The sequence below is a fragment of the Chordicoccus furentiruminis genome (genome assembly GCF_019355395.1).
Classification (GTDB): domain Bacteria; phylum Bacillota; class Clostridia; order Lachnospirales; family Lachnospiraceae; genus Chordicoccus; species Chordicoccus furentiruminis.
Window position 1 is genome coordinate 2,335,001 of the sequence record NZ_CP048829.1, and the last position, 15,372, is coordinate 2,350,372.

Consider the following 15,372-nt stretch of genomic DNA (forward strand, 5'->3'; position numbering starts at 1 on the left):
GCACCGCAGACTGAATCCATAGGTCTGTGGAGGGAACCTCCTGAACTGAAACATCTAAGTAGGGAGAGGAAAAGAAAACAAACGTGATTCCGTCAGTAGCGGCGAGCGAACGCGGAAGAGCCTAAACCGGCTGGCTTGCCAGCCGGGGTTACGGACTGCAAAGAGAATCCGAAGCGAACCGGAACGGTTTTGGGAAAGCCGGCCGGAGAGGGTGAAAGCCCCGTAAGGGAAAGCGGAAGGGTTCGGGCAGGATCCAGAGTACCACGAGACACGGGAAACCTTGTGGGAAGTCGGGGGGACCACCCCCCAAGGCTAAATACGACCCAGTGACCGATAGCGGACAGTACCGTGAGGGAAAGGTGAAAAGTACCCCGGGAGGGGAGTGAAAGAGAACCTGAAACCCTGTGTTTACGACCGGCGGAAGCACCACGCTTGCAGGTGCGACCGCGTACTTTTTGTAGAACGGTCCGGCGAGTTGCGGGACGCGGCAAGGGAAAGGATGAGGACATCCGGACCCGGAGGGAAACCGAGCCTTAAGAGGGCGCCAGTCGCGTCACGCAGACCCGAAACCGGGTGATCTACCCATGGCCAGGATGAAGGGGCCGTAAAAGGCCCTGGAGGTCCGAACGCACATCCGTTGAAAAGGGTGGCGATGAGCGGTGGGTAGGGGAGAAATTCCAATCGAACCCGGAGATAGCTGGTTCTCCTCGAAATAGCTTTAGGGCTAGCCTTCACCAAGTCTTGCGGAGGTAGAGCACTGAATATCCGCGGGGGCGTCAAAGCTTACCAAAGATTATCAAACTCCGAATGCCGTGTAGACGATGGTGGGGAGTCAGGCCGCATGAGATAAGTCGGGCGGCCAAAAGGGAAACAGCCCAGACCAGCAGCTAAGGCCCCAAAGTGCGTGTTAAGTGGTAAAGGATGTGGGATCTCGAAGACAACTAGGATGTTGGCTCAGAAGCAGCCACGCATTCAAAGAGTGCGTAATAGCTCACTAGTCGAGAGGTCCTGCGCCGAAAATGACCGGGGCTGAAACACGCCGCCGAAGCTCTGGGATGGCGGAAGCCATCGGTAGAGGAGCATTGCCGCGGGGGCGAAGCATGACCGACAAGGGCATGTGGACCCGCGGGAAGAGAGAATGCCGGAATGAGTAGCGAGATGAGGGCGGGAATCCCTCAGGCCGAATATCCAAGGATTCCAGGGTCAAGCTGATCTGCCCTGGGTAAGTCGGGACCTAAGGCGAGGGCGGAAGCCGTAGCCGATGGACGACAGGTGGAGATTCCTGTACTGCGATGCGACAGAACTGCAGGGACGCATTTCCAAAGTCTGACCGCGGATGGAAAACGCGGAGAAAGCGGGAAGGCGGGCATGGGATAAAAGACATGCGGAACGCCATTCCGTGAGACGACCGAACTTCAAGTAGGAGAGAGGGCGGAGGGAGTGCCGGGAAAAGCTGCTATCGTTCGCACCGTACCCGTACCGTAAACCGACACAGGTGGATGAGGAGAGAATCCTAAGGCCGGCGGAAGAAGTATTGTTAAGGAACTCGGCAAAATGACCCCGTAACTTCGGGAGAAGGGGTGCCGTCCTCCGGGGCGGCCGCAGAGTCCAGGCCCAAGCAACTGTTTAGCAAAAACACAGGTCTATGCAAAGCCGGAAGGCGACGTATATGGGCTGACGCCTGCCCGGTGCTGGAAGGTTACGAGGAGGGGTCAGCGAAAGCGAAGCCCTGAATCCAAGCCCCAGTAAACGGCGGCCGTAACTATAACGGTCCTAAGGTAGCGAAATTCCTTGTCGGGCAAGTTCCGACCCGCACGAAAGGCGTAATGATTTGGGCACTGTCTCAACAATACATCCGGTGAAATTGAAGTGCCAGTGAAGATGCTGGCTGCCCGCGCCAGGACGGAAAGACCCCATGGAGCTTTACTCCAGTTTGTTACTGGGGTCCGGTCGATGATGCACAGGATAGGTGGGAGGCAGAGAAGCAGCTGTTTCGGCAGATGCGGAGCCAATGTTGGGATACCACCCTTCAGCGACTGGGCTTCTAACCTGCCGCCGTAAGCCGGCGGGGGGACAATGGCAGACGGGGAGTTTGACTGGGGCGGTCGCCTCCGAAAGGGTATCGGAGGCGCTCAAAGGTTCCCTCAGGATGGACGGAAACCATCCGGAGCGTGCAAAGGCAGAAGGGAGCTTGACTGCGACACCGACGGGTGGAGCAGGTACGAAAGTAGGACTTAGTGATCCGGTGGCAGTAAGTGGGAATGCCATCGCTCAACGGATAAAAGCTACCCTGGGGATAACAGGCTGATCACTCCCAAGAGTTCACATCGACGGAGTGGTTTGGCACCTCGATGTCGGCTCATCACATCCTGGGGCTGTAGTAGGTCCCAAGGGTTGGGCTGTTCGCCCATTAAAGTGGTACGCGAGCTGGGTTCAGAACGTCGTGAGACAGTTCGGTCCCTATCCGGCGTGGGCGCAGGAGATCTGCGGGGAGCTGGCCTTAGTACGAGAGGACCGGGCTGGACCCGCCGCTGGTGCACCTGTTGGGCCGCCAGGCCCATGGCAGGGTAGCCAAGCGGGGCAGGGATAAACGCTGAAGGCATCTAAGCGTGAAGCCCCCCCCAAGATGAGATCTCCCATTCCTTCAAGGAAGTAAGTTCCCTCAGAGACGATGAGGTTGATAGGGCAGAGGTGGAAGCGCCGCAAGGCGTGTAGCTGACTGTCACTAATCGAACGAGGACCTGACCAAGAGGAAAGCGCGGCGGGAAGGCCGCGGCTGGGATTGCGCGGGGTATATGCGGTTTTGAAGGTACGTGGGACCTCCCTTCGCGGGGAGGTCTTTTTTTGTGTTCGCCAGAACCTGCCCAAACGCTCCGTCCGTACCGGCGGAGCGTTTTGCGTTGACGAATCGGAACCGGGAAGGGTACGATGAAGGAAAGCGAGAACGCCGGCTGAGGGCCGGGCAGAAGGAGGAAGAAGATGACGGAGAGCAGGACGGAACAGGAGCGCGTGTTTCATCCGGAAAGGATCGCTGATCCCACTTATTTTGCGGACGGACGTCTGGCGCCGCATTCGGATCACGTGGCGTACCGGACATGGGAGGAGGAGCGTGACGGCCGGAGCAGCTTCCGCTACAGTCTGGACGGTGTCTGGAAGTTTGCATGGGCGCGCCGGCCGGAAGACGCGGTGAAGGATTTCTGGAATGATGACTTTGACTGCCGCCCCTGGCAGGACATCCGGGTTCCGGCCCACGCGGAGATGGAAGGCTTCGGCGCACCGGCTTACAACAACGTGATCTATCCGTGGGACGGCCACGACCGGATCGATCCGGGACAGGTCCCGGCATCCTATAATCCCACGTCTTCCTATGTGAAATACTTCTGCCTGCCGGAGTCCATGCAGGGACGGCGCGTTTTCATCTCCTTCCAGGGTGTGGAGAGCGGTTTTGCGCTCTGGCTGAACGGATCCTTCGTCGGGTATTCCGAGAACAGCTTCGATCCCGCGGAGTTCGAGCTGACGCCGTATCTGAAAGGGGAAGGTGAGAACAAGCTGGCCGTCCGCGTGTTCCGCTTCACTTCCTCAAGCTGGGCGGAGGATCAGGACTTTTTCCGTTTTTCCGGCATCTACCGCAGCGTATTCCTGTATACCGTCCCGGATGCTCATGTGGAGGATATCCGGATCCGGACCGATCTCGATGACACACTCCGGCACGCGGTTCTGAAGGTCCGCCTTCAGGCTCAGGCGGGTCAGGATCTCACCGGTGCGGACGTGACGGCGGTTCTTGAGAGAGAAGGGACCCGCATCTGGTCCCGGACCGTTCCGTTTACGGCTGTCACAGAGTTCGAGGCCGCCGTAACGGAGCCGGCGCTCTGGAGTGCGGAACAGCCGGATCTCTATGATCTGAAAATCGAGATCCGGAGACAGAACGGGGACGGGAGCATTTTACAGGAAGTAATCCGTCAGCATGCAGGTTTCCGGCGTTTCGAAATGGATCCGAAACGCCATCTGATGATGCTGAACGGGAAGCGGATCGTGTTCCGGGGCGTGAACCGCCACGACTTCTCGTCGAAGACAGGCCGGGCGATCACGAAGGAGGAAGTGCTTCAGGACATCGTGACCATGAAGCGCAGCAACATTAACGCGATCCGGACGAGCCACTATCCGAACGCGTCGATGCTCTATGAGCTTTGCGACGTCTACGGCCTTTATATGATCGCCGAGAGCAATCTGGAGGCTCACGGCGCGTGGGACGCGGCGACGAAGAGAGGGCTTTCCTCCGGAACCGTTGACGACTCGTACAAGGTCCCGGGCGATCGGGAGAACTTCCGGGACATGATGTTTGACCGCATCCGTTCCTGTTACCAGCGGGACAAGAATCATCCGTCGATTCTGATCTGGTCGATCGGAAACGAGTCATCGGGCGGGAAAATCCCGTTTGAGATGAGCGAGCTGTTCCGCAGCCTTGACGATACGCGGCTCGTCCATTATGAGGGCATTTCAAATGACCGCCGCTACAACGCGACCTCCGACATGGAGAGTCAGATGTATCCCCCTGTGACACAGATCGAGTCTTTCCTCCGCACACATCGGGACAAGCCGTTCATCTGCTGTGAATACACGCACGCGATGGGGAATTCCTGCGGTGCGATGTTCAAGTACACGGATCTTTCGGAGAGGGAACCGCTCTATCAGGGCGGTTTCATCTGGGACTACATCGACCAGTCCATCGGGCGGCGTGACCGGTACGGGAAGAAGTTCCAGGCTTTCGGCGGCGATTTCGACGACCGTCCCTGCGATTATGATTTCTCGGGCAACGGCATCGTATACGGCGACGACCGGACGCCTTCTCCGAAAATGCAGTCCGTCCGCTATAACTACCGGGGTTTTGACGCCCGGATTACCGCGGAGGGAGAGAAGGAACGCACGGAGGAAGGCATCGTCACGGCGCCGGGCGGAGCGGTACTCCGGGCGAGCGTGAAGAACCGTCTTCAGTTCCTTTCATCGGACGCGTTTGACATCGTCCAGATTCTGGAGAAGGAAGGCAGGCAGATCGCCTGCGCGCCTGTATCTCTTGCGGCGGAACCGCAGGAAGAGACGGAGGTTACGCTTCCGCTCACGCTTCCCGGGGAGCCGGGCGAGTACGCGGTGACGCTTTCCTTCAGGCTGAAGCAGGATACGCTCTGGGCCGGAGCCGGCTATGAAATCGCCTTCGGTCAGTCAGTGTTCACCGTGGAGGAGGCGGGGCGTCTGCTGAAGGACGCGGTCAGCCGCGCGCTTGACGCGGCCGGACGGTACGCTCCGGACTGCCAGCTTATCCGGGCCGGCAATGACCGCCTCTTCGCCGCCGGATTGGACCGTGCGAACGAGGAGGCACCGATGGAGGTCATCCGTGGATACGGCAATCTCGGGATCCGGGGACGGGATTTCGAGGTGCTCTTCTCGCATGACCGGGGCGTGCTGACGGCGTACCGGTACGGAGGGAAAGAGATGCTGGACGCCTTCCCCGTGCCGAACTTCTGGCGCGCGCCGACGCAGAACGACACGGCGAACGGGATGCCGGCGAGGTACGGCGTCTGGAAGCTGGCGAGCCTGTACCGGTGGTATCCGGGTCTTGCAGCGATTCCGGAAGGCCGCTACTTCCCGGAAATCAACGAGACGGAGCATTATGTGGACGTGACATACGATGTCATTGTGGCCGCGTCCGCGGAGGGCCGGGTCTGCCGCATCCGCTATCGTGTCAGCGGGGAAGGCGTCGTCCGCGTGAAGATGACGATGAACGCGGAGGGGCTCCCGGAGATGCCGGAATACGGTATGCTGCTCCGGATGGATGCGGATTACGACCATGTTGAGTGGTACGGGCTCGGCCCGGACGAAACCTATGCCGACCGGACGCAGGGCGCGAAGCTCGGCCTCTATGAGCGGGCCGTGCGGGACGGCGTCGCCCGCTATCTGGTTCCCCAGGAATGCGGAAGCCAGCTCGGTGTCCGCTGGGCGAAGGTAACGGACGAGCGGGGCCGGGGACTTCTGTTCCTCGGCGGCACGGCCGCGGATACGATTCCCGGCATGACCGGCGCGGCACGGGGCGGCATGAGCTTCTCCGCTCTGCCGTATTCTCCGCATGAGATGGAAGCGGCGGGTCATCCGTTCGATCTGCCGGAGGTGCATCACACATGGATCCGCTGCTCTCTCGCGCAGATGGGGATCGCGGGTGACGACACATGGGGCGCACGGACGCATGAGGAGTTCCTTCTCCCGAAGGGACGGAACATGACCTTTGAATTTGCGTTCCGCGGAATCTGAGTGCGCTTCTGCGGGCGGCGCCGCGGCCGGCCGGGCCGGATAGAAGCCCGGCCGTCAGGCGCCGCCGCGCGGGAACGGAACCCTGAGCACGGCATCATACGGGAGGTGCCGCGCCCGGGACAAAATGAGCACGCCCTCCGCCGGAAACGCCTGCTCATGGAAAGGAGAGTAGTACGGCGATGATTCTTGCAGTGGTGACGGACGACGGCGGCGGCCTGACGTTCCACGAACGCCGCCAGTCGCGGGACCGCGTGCTGCGGCGGAAGCTGGCTGAGCTGAGTGAGGGGAGACTGCTCTGGATGAACGCGTACACGGCGGGGCAGTTTGATCCGTTTCCGGAGAACGCGGTCATCTCGGATACATTTCTAAGGGATGCCGGGCCCGACGACGTCTGCTTCGCAGAGAATGAGGCGGTTCTGCCGTATGCGGGCCGGATCGGGGCGGTCTGGCTGTTCCGGTGGAACCGGCGCTATCCGTCGGACCGGAAGCTGGACTTCATTCCGTCGGAGCATGGCATGCATCTGGTCTCCTCCGGGGACTTCCCCGGTTACTCCCATGAGAAGATCACGCTGGAAGTGTGGATGAGATGAGACGCAGGCGAAGAAGAAAACAGCGTGGCGGATGCTGCTCGTCGGCGCTCTTCATCCTGATGGCGGTTCTGGCCGTCTTCATTCTGTACCGGACCGAGAACGAATCCTCCGGTCCGGCTTCCGCTTCCTCCGCGGCTGCGTCCGTTTACAGGAGAAATACGGGAAGCAACGGTTCCTCCGCTCCGGCTGCCGGGCCGGACGGATACGGAGCCGGTTCGAAGAACGATGAAGGTGATTCATGGGAGAAGACCGTCACGCCGGCGGATATTCCGGCGTACGCCGGATCCCCATACACGGAAATCCATGACAACGTTCCGTTTTTCAATGACGAGGATCTGACCGCGGGCGCCTTCGAGTCCTACAGCGACCTGGATGCGCTGGGGCGGTGCGGCACGGCCTTCGCGAATGTCTGCCGGGCCATCATGCCGACGGAAAAAAGGGAGGAGATCGGATCGGTCCGGCCGACCGGATGGCATACGGTGAAGTATGAAGGCATCGACGGGAACTATCTCTACAACCGGTGCCATCTGATCGGCTACCAGCTGTCCGGCGAGAACGCCAATGAAAAGAATCTGATCACCGGCACTCGTTACATGAACGTGGAGGGGATGGAACCTTTTGAGAACATGGTGGCTGATTACGTGAAGGAGACGGACGGCCATGTGCTGTACCGGGTGACGCCGCTGTTTGAAGGAAACAATCAGCTGGCTTCCGGTGTTCTGATGGAAGCGGAATCGGAGGAGGATCGTGGCGGAAGCATCCTGTTCAATGTGTTCTGCTACAACGTGCAGCCGGGCATCACGATCGACTACGCCGACGGGAGCAGTTCGGGTCCCGCGTTCACCGGATCCGACGCCGGCGGGAAGACGGACGGGACAAAAGACCAGGCTCCGGAGCGGGAGAACGCCGGGGACGGGAAGAATCTGCAGAATCAGCCCGCCGAAGCGGCTTATATCGGAAACTGCAGCACGGGAAAATTTCATCGCCCCGACTGCCGCGGCGTGGCGCGGATGTCCGATGCGAACAAGGTGTTCTTTTCCACAAGGAAGGAGGCAGTCGCGGACGGCTACGAGCCGTGCGGGATCTGCCATCCGTGACGCGGACGGCACGCTGCGTTCCGGGCGTCTTGACGAATACGACGCCGGTTGTTATTCTGCAAGATAGAAAGACGCCTATGTTCAGGCGGAAAACATATGACAGGGAGGCAGTACGATGCTTGATAAAAAAGTAAGAGATCTTATCAACACGCAGATCAACAAGGAATTTTACTCGGCGTATCTTTATCTCGATTTCGCCAATTACTATAACGATCTCGGTCTGGACGGATTTGCGCACTGGTATGACATTCAGGCTCAGGAGGAGCGTGATCACGCGATGCTGATGCGCCAGTATCTTCACAACAACGGCGAGCATGTCAGCTTCACGGCCATCGATCAGCCGGATGAGACGTACGCGAGCGCGGAGGATCCGCTGAAGGCGGGGCTTGCGCACGAGCAGTATGTCACCAGTCTGATCAACAATATCTATGCGGCCGCGGATTCCGTCCACGATTACCGGACGATGCAGTGCTTCGACTGGTTCGTCCGGGAACAGGGCGAGGAGGAGAAGAATGCCGACGATCTGATCCGCAAGTACCGTCTCTACGGATCGGATCCGAAGGGCCTCTATTCGCTGAATCAGGAGCTTCTCGCCCGCGTCTATACGGCGCCGTCGCTGGTTCTGTGATCCGGTTTGCACGCGCATTCTCCGGATGGACCGGACTTTCCGTGAGGTTTGTCCGGCCGCGCCGGCAGGAAGTGTCACGGGCGTGGAAGGGCGGAAGCGGATGTGATATACTGACAGAAAAAGACAGGCGGCGAGCCGCCTTCCGCCCGCTTTTTCGGGCGCAGGGCGGCTCGCCGCGGGGCGGTCCGCCGGCGGTCCGCAGGGAAAGGATCTGACGGCGCGGCCGCATCTCAGTGAAGGAGGTGCAGGCGATGGATACGAAGAACAGTCTCTCTGAAGGAATCAGGAAACTGATGCTGGCCGGAATCGGCGCGGTAGCGGCGACGGCGGAAAAGTCGCAGGAAGTGCTGGATGATCTGGTCAGCAGGGGCGAGATCACCGTGGAGCAGGGAAAGGCGCTCAATCAGGAGCTGAAGCACAACATGGAGGAGAGCCGGAAGAAGGCGGAGGAGAAAGCCGCGGCGGCGAAGGAGGAGAAGAAGCCGGATGAAGAAAAACCCGGGAAGAAAGACTTCGCGGCCTATGTGGCCGGACTTTCGCCCGAGGAACTGACGGCTCTCAAGGAGCAGATCGCGAAAACAGAAGAGAAATGAAACAGGCAAAGGACTCGTCGGACAGCTCCTCCCGTCTCTCCGAGATCAGGAAGGTTCTGTCCGACAATCATATCACGAGGGGCATCACGCCGGAGAAGCTGCGCGTCATTCTGGAGGAACTGGGACCGACCTACGTCAAGCTGGGCCAGATCATGGCGCTTCATTCCGATGTGCTGCCGGAGCGGTACTGCCGGGAGCTGATGAAGCTGGAATCCGGCGTGAAGCCGATGCCCTTCTCCGATGTGGAGGATGTGCTCAGGGAGACGTACGGCTGCGACTGGCACGACTGCTTCTCACGGATCGACGAGACGCCGCTGGGATCCGCCTCCATCGCCCAGGTGCACCGCGCCCGTCTTGCGTCGGCCGGGCCGGAAGACGGGGATGTGATCATCAAGGTCCAGCGGAAGGGCATCTACGACACGATGGCCCGTGACATCCGGTTAATGCACCGGGCGGTGAAATTCCTCCCGCCGGTCGGCGACATGAAACGGCTGGTCGACTTCGACATGGTGCTGGACGAGATGTGGACGGTCGCGCAGGAGGAGATGAACTTTCTGCATGAAGAGTCCAATATGCTGGAATTTGCGAGGAACAACCGGGACGTCCGCTATGTGCGCTGCCCGAAGCTCTATGAGCAGTACTCCAGCAGCAAGGTGCTCGTGATGGAGTACATCGACGGATGCGCGATCAGCGATGTGGAGACGCTCCGGTCGTGGGGGTATGACCTCGACGAAATCGGACGGAAATTCGTCAACAACTTCATTCGTCAGGTCATGGACGACGGTTTCTTTCACGCGGATCCGCATCCGGGCAATGTGAAGATCTGCGACGGCAGGATTGTCTGGATTGACATGGGCATGATGGGAAGGCTTACAGACCGCGACCGACGGATTATGGTGGAGGGCGTCCGAGGCATCGCGATGCATGACCTTGACCGGGTGGAGCACGCGGTTCTCTCACTCGGCGACTTCCGCGGAAAGCCGGACCGGAATCAGCTTTACGCCGATCTCCGCCAGTTTCTCGCGGATTACGGATCAGCTTCGATGGGCAGCATCAATGTGGCCGAAATGGTGACCGCCCTTATGGACATCATGAAGGAGAACCGGATCTCGCTTCCGCACGGCATGACGATGCTCTGCCGGGGGTTGACGCAGATGCAGGGCGTGCTTCAGACGATCAGTCCGGACGTCAGCATGATCGAGATCGCGACGAGCCGGATCACGGAGGAGACGCTCTCAAGCCTTGATCTGCGGAAGGAGATGGCGCGGGAGGGCAGGAAGCTCTGGCGCGCAGTGGACAAAGGAGTTGAGATTCCATCGCTGACCACGGACATCATGAAGGAATATCTCGCCGGACAGGGGCGGATGAACATGACGCTGCATACGTCGCGTGAGTTTTCCTCCATCATCAACGCCGCCGTCCGGAACATCGTGATCGGGCTGTGCATCGCGGCTCTGCTCATAGGTTCCAGCATCCTCTGCATGACCGACATGAGGCCGCGGTTCTTCGGCATCCCGCTGCTGGGCGCGATGGGGTTTCTCTTCGCGATCTGCGTCAGCGCGTTTCTCGTGATCCGCAACATTTACTACAAGATCAGACGGCGCCGCTGAACGGACGGCACGGACGGCGACATGATCAGAAGATGAAGGAGATTTGGCTATGAATGGAGCCCAGGCGCTGGTGAAGTGTCTTGAGTTGGAAGGCATCACGAAGATCTTCGGATATCCGGGCGTGGCCATCGCGCCCTTTTATGATGCGATGTACGCCTCGTCCATCGATCACATCCTGGTGAGACAGGAGCAGGCGGCGGGGCATGCGGCCAGCGGATATGCCCGTATCTCGGGCCGGCCGGCGGTCTGCTGCACATCATCGGGACCGGGGGCCACGAACCTCATCACCGCGCTCGCGACGGCCTATGCGGACAGCATTCCCCTGATCGCGATCACGGGCCAGGTCGCGACGCCGCTTCTCGGCCACGATGTTTTTCAGGAAGCCGACATGCGCGGATCGACGCAGTCCTTCGTTAAATACAGCTATCTTGTGAAAAATGCAGACGACATTCCCCGCATCGTGCGGGAAGCCTTCTATATCGCGTCCTCCGGTCGGAAGGGACCGGTGCTGATCGATCTGCCCTGCGACGTCCAGATGGCGGAGCTCCGAAAGCCGTTTGCGTATCCGGAGATGGTCAGCATCCGCAGCTACCGGCCCAGCACGATTCCGAACGCGCAGCAGATGCACAAGGTCGTCAGTGCGGTCAACCGGGCGAAAAAACCGCTGATCTGCGCGGGCGGCGGCGTGATTTTGGCCGGCGCGGAGAGGGAGCTGGTTGCATTCTGCGAGAAAAACGGCATCCCCTGCGTCCATACGATGATGGGAATCGGCGTCATTCCGAAGGCCCACCCGCTGTATTTCGGCATGCTCGGGAACAATGGAAAACCCTATGCCAACCGCGCGGTGAGCAGCAGCGATCTTCTGATCGTCGTCGGCGCGCGGATCGCGGACCGGGCGATCCCGAAGCCTGAGCATCTTGAGAAGCAGGTCTCCATCATCCATATCGACATCGATACGGCGGAGATCGGAAAGAATCTCGGTCCGACGATTCCGCTGGTGGGAGACGCGAAGGAAATATTCCGGGAACTGCTGAAGGCAGACATTCATATCGACACCTCCGGCTGGATCGAAGAGCTGAACGAGATGAAGCGGAGCACCGTGGATCACCGTGTCTTCAGCGAGCACGGCATCAATCCGATGCGTCTGGTGAAGACGCTCTCGGCGAAGATGGAAGACAACGCGGTCTATGTCGCGGACGTGGGTCAGAACCAGCTCTGGTCGGCGGACAACTACATCATGAAGCACGGTCGCTACCTCACGACGGGCGGCATGGGCACGATGGGCTACTCGATTCCGGCCGGCATCGGGGCGAAGATCTGCGCGCCGGACCGTCAGGTCGTGGTGGTCTGCGGCGACGGCTCCTTCCAGATGTCGATGTACGAGCTGGGCACGATCGCGGCGAACCGGATTCCGCTGAAGATTCTCGTGATGCGGAACGGATGGCTCGGTCTGGTGCGGGAGCATCAGCACAAGGTTTACAGCGACCGTTTCGAGGGAACGGATCTGGACGGCTATCCGCACTACGACAGGATCGCGGAGGCGTACGACATGCATTACCTGCACGCGGCGGAGATGAGTGAGCTGGACGGCATGCTGGACCGCTTTCTGGCTGATCCGGGAGCCTGCCTTATGGTCTGCGAGATCGACCGCTCGAATCTGACCAAATAAATCCGGGCCTGCCGGGGCTTACGGCATCCGGCCACCGCAAGGAGGAGAATCGTGAAGGGAATATTTTCGGTACTCGTGGAAAACAAAGACGGCGTGCTGTCGCAGATCTCCGGCCTTTTCGCGCGGCGGGGCTACAACATTGACAGTCTGGCCGTGGGGGAGACGGACAAGCACGACGTGTCGAGCATGACGATCGTCTCCACCGGCGATCAGAGGACCATCGACCAGATCGAGAAGCATCTGAACAAAAAGCTCGACGTCATCAAGGTCCGGCGGCTGGAGGAGAACCGCTGCATCGCCCGCGAGACGATGCTGATCAAGGTCGCGTACTCCGCGACGAACCGCGCCTCGCTGATCGAGATCTGCAGCGTGATGCACGCGAAAATCCTGCATCTGTCGCTGAAAAGCATGGTCATCGAGATCACCGACACGCCGGAGCAGGTGGAAAACTTCATTGAGCTCGTCCGGTCCTTCGGCATACTGGAGCTGCAGCGGACTGGCACGATCGCGATCGGAGAAGGGTAAAAACGGAAAAGATTCTGACGGACATGCAGCTGCCCTGTCTGCAGCCGGCTGTTCCGCCGGTAGAGGGAGAGAACGATGTCATTTGAGAGAGCCAGAGCATATCTGGAAGAAAAGGGATTCGGCGATCATATCATTGTGCCGGACGAGCCCACCGGAACGGTGCAGCTCGCGGCCGAGGCGCTCGGCGTGGATCCGGGCCGGATCGCAAAGACGATGTCCTTCCTCGTGGGGGGCGAGCCGATCCTGATTCTGACCGAAGGGACGGCAAAGGTTGACAATCATAAATTCAAAGCGGCGTTTCACACCAAGGCGAAGATGATTCCCTGCGATTCCGTGGAACGGATTGTGGGACACGCGCCAGGCGGCGTCTGCCCCTTCGGCATCAACGACGGCGTCCGGGTATACTTTGACGAGTCGCTGAAACGGTACGACACGGTGTATCCGGCCGCGGGCGATGATGACAGCGCGGTGAAGCTGACGATTCCGGAACTGGAGTCGCTGGTGGACGCGGACGGCTGGGTGGACGTATGCAAAGAGACGGCGTAAACCGGGAAGAGGAAGGCCGGCTCCCGCTGCGCCGTCTTTCACGGACCACGCTCTATGCGGGATCGGCGCTGGACTACTGCCGGGACCGGATGCAGCTGCCGGACGGAAGCGAGGAGACGTGGGATTTCATCCATCACCGGCGGGGCGGTGGCGCCTGCGTCATTCCTGTGACAGAGGACGGACGGATCCTGATGATCCGGCAGTACCGGCCGGCAGCGGACCGGGAGGAGCTGGAGCTTCCGGCCGGAGCTAGGCTTCATCCGGATGAGGACGCGGCGGAAACCGCGGCGAGGGAACTGAGGGAGGAGACCGGATGCACGGCCGGATGCCTTCGCCACCTGGCGACTCTCCGGACGGCTGTCGCCTGGTGCGACGAGACGACTGAGCTCTTCCTGGCGGAGAAGCTCAGCAGTCCCGGCGCGCAGCAGCTGGACCCGGCGGAGGAGATCTGCGTGGAGGTTCATTCCCCGGAGGAACTGCTGGAGATGATCTCGGACGGGAGAATCGACGACGCCAAGACGGTGGCGGGCATATTCGGGTATCTTGCCCTGAAGGGCAGAGAATGAGGGCAGAAGGAGGGCCGGCGCGGCAGGCATATTGCCTGCGGGCGCCGGCCTTCCTTCTGTGCCGCGCGGAAGCGGACTCTGTTCGCGCGCTGCGCGGAAACGATTCCATGAGACCTGCTGCTCCGGGTGCATTATCCTTCCAGATAAGCCTTCAGCTCGTCCAGATGATCGGCCATATCCTTCCGTCCAAGTTCATAGAGCGCACCCAGCTTCTCCACATCCTTCTCGAAACGGCTGATCGTCACGGGCTCGGACGGAGCCAGAAGGAATGCTTCTCCCGCGGCGGTGTCGCGGTCGATCTCATCCAGCGTCGCATTGTAGAGCGGATAGGACTTCAGCATCGCGTCGAGGAAACGGGGCCGGGAACCGTACATCAGCCGGTCAATTTTTGTCAGCTTCCGTTCGCCCTTCCGATAGTCTGCGTACTGTGTGCGGATCACCATGATCCTGCCGCCGAAACGCTCCTTCGCCCATCCGTAGGGAATCTTCGTCGAGCAGCCGCCGTCCAGATAGGCGTGTCCCTTGATCACGACCGGCCGGGAGGCGTACGGAACTGTCGCGGAGGCGCGGACTGCCCGGAGGATATCGCATTCCCCTTTCCGGAAATAGACGGTTTCGCCGCTGTCGATGTCAGTCGCCACGGCATAGAAGTCCCGCTCCGGCCGCATCAGGCGTTCCATCGAGAATCCGGATTCCTTCATCAGCACGCCGAAAAGATAGGTGAAACCGGTGACGCCGTGGTCGCTCTTCACCGCGCCCAGACCGCAGTACCGGCTGTCGTGACGGTGGGAGAGGTTGATCCGGGGCGCCCAGCCGATCTGGCCTGACAGATACCCGAGGCCCGACATTGCGCCGGCCGAGACGCCGACCGTCGTTTTGAACAGAATGCCCGCCTGCATCAGCACGTCCAGCGCACCCTGCGTGTAGAGCCCGCGCCAGGCGCCGCCCTCCAGCACCAGTGTGCCGGGCGTGACCGGCGCATCAGCCAGTCCTTCCGGGATTTCATTGAGTCTGCTGAATACCTTCATCTGCATTTCCCCCTGTACAGCAGGGCCCGGCGGACGGAACCGCCGGATCAGCCTGCCGGCTCATGTCATCTGATCGGATTTCTGCAACCTATTCTATCAATCGCGGCCGCGGAATGCTACAATAAAAAGATTCAGGAGCCCGGAAACGTACCTCCCGTACCGGCTCATCAACCGGGAAGGATCCGCGCCGGAGCATAAAAAAGCGGCCGCATTGAGGGGC

At 60.3% G+C, this 15,372-nt stretch carries 11 protein-coding genes and 1 rRNA gene (1 of these 12 running past the window's edge); 11 read left to right on the forward strand and 1 reads right to left on the reverse strand.

The genetic code is table 11. The annotated features are described in order from the left end of the window. The 11 genes from G4C92_RS10580 to G4C92_RS10630 all read left to right on the forward strand — a co-directional run. Positions 1-2,749: ribosomal RNA gene (locus G4C92_RS10580) — 23S ribosomal RNA — on the forward strand; it begins 146 nt to the left of the window's first position. A 230-nt stretch (positions 2,750-2,979) separates the two neighbouring features. Beyond that, complete coding sequence (locus G4C92_RS10585; RefSeq protein ID WP_274939808.1) at positions 2,980-6,300, forward strand: glycoside hydrolase family 2 TIM barrel-domain containing protein; 3,321 nt, start codon at positions 2,980-2,982, stop codon at positions 6,298-6,300. A gap of 179 nt (positions 6,301-6,479) precedes the next feature. Then, positions 6,480-6,890, forward strand: coding sequence for a hypothetical protein (locus G4C92_RS10590; RefSeq protein ID WP_274939809.1), 411 nt, complete (start codon positions 6,480-6,482; stop codon positions 6,888-6,890). Next, positions 6,887-7,987 (forward strand): DNA/RNA non-specific endonuclease, encoded by a 1,101-nt coding sequence (locus tag G4C92_RS10595; protein WP_274939810.1) that lies wholly within the window; start codon positions 6,887-6,889, stop codon positions 7,985-7,987. The genes G4C92_RS10590 and G4C92_RS10595 overlap by 4 nt, the downstream gene beginning before the upstream one ends. A gap of 115 nt (positions 7,988-8,102) precedes the next feature. Further along, a complete protein-coding gene (locus G4C92_RS10600; protein ID WP_274939811.1) occupies positions 8,103-8,615 on the forward strand; it encodes a ferritin in 513 nt (170 codons plus the stop codon). 251 nt (positions 8,616-8,866) lie between these two features. Beyond that, the gene (locus tag G4C92_RS10605; protein WP_274939812.1) at positions 8,867-9,208 is read left to right on the forward strand and encodes a hypothetical protein; all 342 of its coding nucleotides are present in this window, start codon (positions 8,867-8,869) and stop codon (positions 9,206-9,208) included. Then, positions 9,205-10,818, forward strand: coding sequence for an ABC1 kinase family protein (locus G4C92_RS10610; RefSeq protein WP_274939813.1), 1,614 nt, complete (start codon positions 9,205-9,207; stop codon positions 10,816-10,818). The genes G4C92_RS10605 and G4C92_RS10610 overlap by 4 nt, the downstream gene beginning before the upstream one ends. A 49-nt stretch (positions 10,819-10,867) precedes the next feature. Next, positions 10,868-12,487 (forward strand): biosynthetic-type acetolactate synthase large subunit, encoded by a 1,620-nt coding sequence (ilvB, locus tag G4C92_RS10615; protein ID WP_274939814.1) that lies wholly within the window; start codon positions 10,868-10,870, stop codon positions 12,485-12,487. 51 nt (positions 12,488-12,538) lie between these two features. After that, on the forward strand, positions 12,539-13,012 hold the full coding sequence (ilvN, locus tag G4C92_RS10620; RefSeq protein ID WP_274939815.1) for an acetolactate synthase small subunit: 474 nt from the start codon (positions 12,539-12,541) through the stop codon (positions 13,010-13,012). A 75-nt stretch (positions 13,013-13,087) separates the two neighbouring features. After that, the gene (locus G4C92_RS10625; protein ID WP_274939816.1) at positions 13,088-13,558 is read left to right on the forward strand and encodes a YbaK/EbsC family protein; all 471 of its coding nucleotides are present in this window, start codon (positions 13,088-13,090) and stop codon (positions 13,556-13,558) included. After that, on the forward strand, positions 13,540-14,124 hold the full coding sequence (locus G4C92_RS10630) for an NUDIX hydrolase (RefSeq protein WP_274939817.1): 585 nt from the start codon (positions 13,540-13,542) through the stop codon (positions 14,122-14,124). Before G4C92_RS10625 ends, G4C92_RS10630 begins: the two co-directional genes overlap by 19 nt. Positions 14,125-14,255: 131 nt before the next feature. Here G4C92_RS10630 and G4C92_RS10635 read toward each other — a convergent pair whose 3' ends face one another. Then, positions 14,256-15,152, reverse strand: a complete 897-nt coding sequence (locus G4C92_RS10635; protein WP_274939818.1) for a patatin-like phospholipase family protein — start codon at positions 15,150-15,152, stop codon at positions 14,256-14,258. Between the last annotated feature and the right edge of the window lie 220 nt (positions 15,153-15,372).

Bases quoted from the DNA above. Each gene is read 5' to 3' on its own strand.
- G4C92_RS10605 (WP_274939812.1), top strand. From the start codon at position 8,867: ATGGATACGAAGAACAGTCTCTCTGAAGGAATCAGGAAACTGATGCTG.
- G4C92_RS10590 (WP_274939809.1), top strand. From the start codon at position 6,480: ATGATTCTTGCAGTGGTGACGGACGACGGCGGCGGCCTGACGTTCCAC.
- G4C92_RS10600 (WP_274939811.1), top strand. From the start codon at position 8,103: ATGCTTGATAAAAAAGTAAGAGATCTTATCAACACGCAGATCAACAAG.
- ilvB (WP_274939814.1), top strand. From the start codon at position 10,868: ATGAATGGAGCCCAGGCGCTGGTGAAGTGTCTTGAGTTGGAAGGCATC.
- G4C92_RS10630 (WP_274939817.1), top strand. From the start codon at position 13,540: ATGCAAAGAGACGGCGTAAACCGGGAAGAGGAAGGCCGGCTCCCGCTG.
- G4C92_RS10610 (WP_274939813.1), top strand. From the start codon at position 9,205: ATGAAACAGGCAAAGGACTCGTCGGACAGCTCCTCCCGTCTCTCCGAG.
- G4C92_RS10625 (WP_274939816.1), top strand. From the start codon at position 13,088: ATGTCATTTGAGAGAGCCAGAGCATATCTGGAAGAAAAGGGATTCGGC.
- G4C92_RS10595 (WP_274939810.1), top strand. From the start codon at position 6,887: ATGAGACGCAGGCGAAGAAGAAAACAGCGTGGCGGATGCTGCTCGTCG.
- G4C92_RS10585 (WP_274939808.1), top strand. From the start codon at position 2,980: ATGACGGAGAGCAGGACGGAACAGGAGCGCGTGTTTCATCCGGAAAGG.
- G4C92_RS10635 (WP_274939818.1), bottom strand. From the start codon at position 15,152: ATGAAGGTATTCAGCAGACTCAATGAAATCCCGGAAGGACTGGCTGAT.